General features: G+C 71.9%; 4 protein-coding genes. 1 reads left to right on the top strand and 3 read right to left on the bottom strand.

Annotated features, from left to right (window positions below; all coding sequences use genetic code 11):
* Window positions 1-55: 55 nt before the first annotated feature.
* On the bottom strand, window positions 56-745 hold the full coding sequence (ftsE, locus tag FOE67_RS19615) for a cell division ATP-binding protein FtsE (RefSeq protein ID WP_182666119.1): 690 nt from the start codon (window positions 743-745) through the stop codon (window positions 56-58).
* 272 nt (window positions 746-1,017) lie between these two features.
* Here ftsE and FOE67_RS19610 point away from each other — a divergent pair, with 272 nt between their 5' ends.
* On the top strand, window positions 1,018-1,212 hold the full coding sequence (locus FOE67_RS19610; RefSeq protein ID WP_182666117.1) for a hypothetical protein: 195 nt from the start codon (window positions 1,018-1,020) through the stop codon (window positions 1,210-1,212).
* 321 nt (window positions 1,213-1,533) lie between these two features.
* Here the strand turns inward: FOE67_RS19610 and FOE67_RS19605 are convergent, their stop codons facing one another.
* Together FOE67_RS19605 and prfB are read right to left on the bottom strand one after the other, a co-directional pair.
* The gene (locus FOE67_RS19605; protein ID WP_182666115.1) at window positions 1,534-2,244 is read right to left on the bottom strand and encodes a hypothetical protein; all 711 of its coding nucleotides are present in this window, start codon (window positions 2,242-2,244) and stop codon (window positions 1,534-1,536) included.
* Window positions 2,245-2,523: 279 nt separating this feature from the next.
* A complete protein-coding gene (gene prfB / locus FOE67_RS19600; RefSeq protein WP_182666113.1) occupies window positions 2,524-3,639 on the bottom strand; it encodes a peptide chain release factor 2 in 1,116 nt (371 codons plus the stop codon).
* Window positions 3,640-3,710 lie beyond the last annotated feature (71 nt).

Raw genomic sequence — 3,710 nt, 5'->3', positions numbered from 1 at the left:
GAACCGGCGGGACGCCCCGGGGCCCCGGGGGGGCCGTTCGGGGCCGTCCCGGTCGTCAGTTCTGGTAGCCGTAGACGCCGCGCGTCTGGTCGCGGACGAGGCGGCCCTTCTCCAGTTCGATGACCCGCTTGCGCATCTGGTCCACGATCTGGGCGTCGTGGGTGGCCATGACCACGGTGGTGCCGGTGCGGTTGATGCGGTCCAGCAGCTTCATGATGCCGACCGAGGTCTGGGGGTCGAGGTTGCCCGTCGGCTCGTCCGCGATCAGCAGCATGGGCTTGTTGACGAAGGCCCGCGCGATGGCCACGCGCTGCTGCTCACCGCCGGAGAGCTCGCCCGGCATCCGGTCGTCCTTGCCGGCCAGGCCGACGAGGTCGAGCACCTGCGGCACCGTCTTGCGGATCTCGATGCGGGACTTGCCGATGACCTCCATCGCGAAGGCCACGTTCTCCCCCACCGTCTTGTTCGGCAGGAGGCGGAAGTCCTGGAAGACCGTGCCCAGCTTCCGGCGGACCTGGGGGACCTTCCAGTTGGAGAGGCGACCGAGGTCCTTGCCGAGCACGTGGACGCTGCCCTGCGTGGCCCGCTCCTCCCGGAGGATCAGCCGCAGGAAGGTGGACTTGCCGGAGCCCGACGAGCCCACCAGGAAGACGAACTCACCGCGCTCGATCTCCAGCGAGACCTCGCGGAGGGCGGGTGCGTTCATCCGGGGGTAGGTCACGGAGACGCTGTCGAATCGGATCACGATTGCACCTGGCTGATACGGGGTAGATGCGGCGGAAGCGCTGTGCGCGGCTCCCTCTTCGAGGGCCGACCCTACGCGACCGGGCGGGGCGCCGGCAGACGCCGCCGCATCCCGTACCGATTGCTCCCGCTTTGCCCTGCCGGTCCCCGCCGTGCCGGCCGGAATCCCGTCCCCCGGCGCACCGAGCCGTGAACGCCGGCAGGATGGAGGGTGACACGAACGTCACCGCCGGCCCCCGGGAGGCGGGAGGGGTGACGGAGGGAGGCGATGGCATGACCGTCGGATGGGCCCAATGGCTGGTCTGCGCGAACTGCGCGGGTCGGGTGAGCGAGGGCCGTTGCGCGGTCTGCCGCGACCGGCTGGACCGGATGCGTCGCGAGGGCGGACCGCTCACGGGCCCGACCATGCTGTTCGCCCTGGTGCTGGCCCTCTTCGCGGTGGCCCTGGTGGTGGCCCGCCCGGCCTGAACCCGACGCCCCCGCCCGGGCGCGCACGCCCCGGCGACCGGGGGCGCGGTGACGCGAGGAGGGCGGCGCGGACGCGTCGCGGGAGCAGGCGAGCGGGTCGGGCGCGCGGTGATCGCGCGCGCCCCGGTGATCACGGGAGGGATTCCCGAACGCGGAACGGGCCCGGAGCGATGTGCTCCGGGCCCGTTCCCCTGTTCCGGTCGGGGTGCCCCGCCCGGTCACCGGCTGTGACCGGGGCCGATCGGTCCGGCGGCTCCACGGATGAACCGCCGGCCCGATCCCGGCCTCCCGGGTCGTTCCGGTTCACCGGAACGGAAGGACTCAGGCGGTGGCGGAACCCTTGGTCACGATCTTCGGCAGGTAGCGGAAGGCCACCCCACCGGCGATCATCGTCGCGGCACCGATCAGCAGCAGCATGTCGCCGCCGGAGGCACCGGTCTCGGCCAGCTCGCCCCGCTCCTCGCCACCGTCGGTGGTGGGGTTGTTCTGCACCGGCGGGGTGAGGCCCTCCTCGGCCTCGGGGGCCTCGAGACCCTCCTGGCCGCCGCTCAGCTGCGGGGAGCCGTTGCCACCGGTGGAACCGGTGTCGCCACCGTTGCCGCCGGTGCCACCGCTGGTGCCGGTGTCGCCACCGCTGGTGCCGGTGTCGCCACCGTTGCCACCGCTGGTGCCGGGGGTGCCGGGGCCGCCGGTGCCCCCCTCGTCGCCACCACCGGGGGTGCCGGGGCCACCGTCGGCACCCTCGTCACCGCCACCGGGGGTACCGGGGCCACCGTCGGCACCCTCGTCACCGCCACCGGGGGTACCGGGGCCACCGTCGCCGCCCTCGTCACCGCCCTGGTCGCCGCCTTCGTCGCCGCCACCCTCGTTGTCGCAGTCCGGCTCGAGAATCGGGTTGCACTCCGCGGGCGGCGGGGTCGGGTCGCCGTCCTCCGCCTGGGCGACGCCCGCGACGGCGAACGAGGCGCCCGCCGCGAACACCGCGCCGGCCGCCACGCGGGCGGCCGCGATGCGGATCCTGGAATTGGCCATGAAAGCCACTACCCCCTGTGATTGATGGAGTTGTGTGTCAATGACGCATCATCGGGGCAGACGTACAGGGGCGACGGGCCGAGATCGAGGTCCCCGTCGTGCAGTTGAGCCCCCCGGGCCACACGCGCCCCGCACGGCGTCTGCCGGGCGAAAGCTTTCCGGTTCCACACAACCCCGTCAAGTCGGCTTTCCACGGGGGTTCTCCGACCATCGCGTGAAGAGACCCGGCGGTGGGAACACCGCCGGGTCCGTGGTGGTCGCCCCCCGAGGGGGAGGGGATCACTCCCCTTCCTGCTCCCGCCGCTTGCGCCAGCGGATGCCGGCCTCCAGGAAGTCGTCGATGTCGCCGTCGAGAACCGCCTGCGGGGTGCCGACCTCGTGCTCGGTGCGCAGGTCCTTGACCATCTGGTAGGGCTGCATCACGTAGGAACGCATCTGGCTGCCCCAGGAGTTGCCGCCCTCGGTCTTGAGGGCGTCCATCTTGGCCTGCTCCTCCTCCTTGCGGCGGGCCAGCAGGCGGGCCTGGAGCACGCGCATGGCGGCGGCGCGGTTCTGGATCTGGGACTTCTCGTTCTGGCAGGAGACGACGATGCCGGTCGGCAGGTGGGTGATGCGCACCGCCGAGTCGGTGGTGTTGACCGACTGGCCACCGGGACCCGAGGAGCGGAAGACATCGATCCGGATCTCGTTCTCCGGGATGTCGATGTGGTCGGTCTGCTCGACGACGGGCAGCACCTCGACCCCGGCGAAGGAGGTCTGCCGGCGCCCCTGGTTGTCGAAGGGGGAGATCCGGACCAGGCGGTGGGTGCCCTGCTCGACGGAGAGGGTGCCGTAGGCGTAGGGGGCCTTCACGGTGAAGGTGGTGGACTTGATGCCCGCCTCCTCCGCGTAGGAGGTGTCGAGGATCTCGGTGGGGTAGCCCTTGCGCTCGGCCCAGCGCAGGTACATCCGCTGGAGCTGCTCGGCGAAGTCGGCGGCGTCCACGCCACCGGCCTCGGCGCGGATGCTGACCATGGCCTCGCGCTCGTCGTACTCGCCCGAGAGCAGGGTGCGCACCTCCAGCTCGGAGACCGCCTTGCGGATGGCGTCGAGCTCGTTGCGCGCCTCCTCCAGGGTCTCCGCGTCGCCCTCGGCCTCCCCCAGCTCGAAGAGGATGGCCAGGTCGTCGATGCGGCTGCGCAGCTCCTCGGTACGGCGCACCTGCCCCTGGAGGAAGGAGAGACGGCTCGTGACCTTCTGGGCGTTCTCGGGGTCGTCCCACAGGGAAGGGGCCGCCGCCTGCTCCTCGAGCACGGCGATCTCCGCCCTCAGCTTGTCCACGTCGAGGACGGCCTCGATGGACTCCATCGTGGTGGTGAGGGACTTCAGCGCTTCGGATACATCGACGACTGCCACGTCCCCCAGCCTAGCGGCTGGTGGGGCGGGGGCCCGCTCGTCGGGCCGATGGGTTTCCCGCGGGGGGAGTC

Origin of the sequence: Streptomyces calidiresistens, assembly GCF_014141525.1 — a bacterium.
GTDB classification, from domain to species: Bacteria; Actinomycetota; Actinomycetes; order Streptomycetales; family Streptomycetaceae; genus Streptomyces; species Streptomyces calidiresistens.
The sequence above is the reverse complement of the archived record's forward strand: the minus strand, read 5'-3'. Positions and strand labels throughout refer to the sequence as shown.

Bases quoted from the DNA above. Each gene is read 5' to 3' on its own strand.
- FOE67_RS19610 (WP_182666117.1), top strand. From the start codon at position 1,018: ATGACCGTCGGATGGGCCCAATGGCTGGTCTGCGCGAACTGCGCGGGT.
- FOE67_RS19605 (WP_182666115.1), bottom strand. From the start codon at position 2,244: ATGGCCAATTCCAGGATCCGCATCGCGGCCGCCCGCGTGGCGGCCGGC.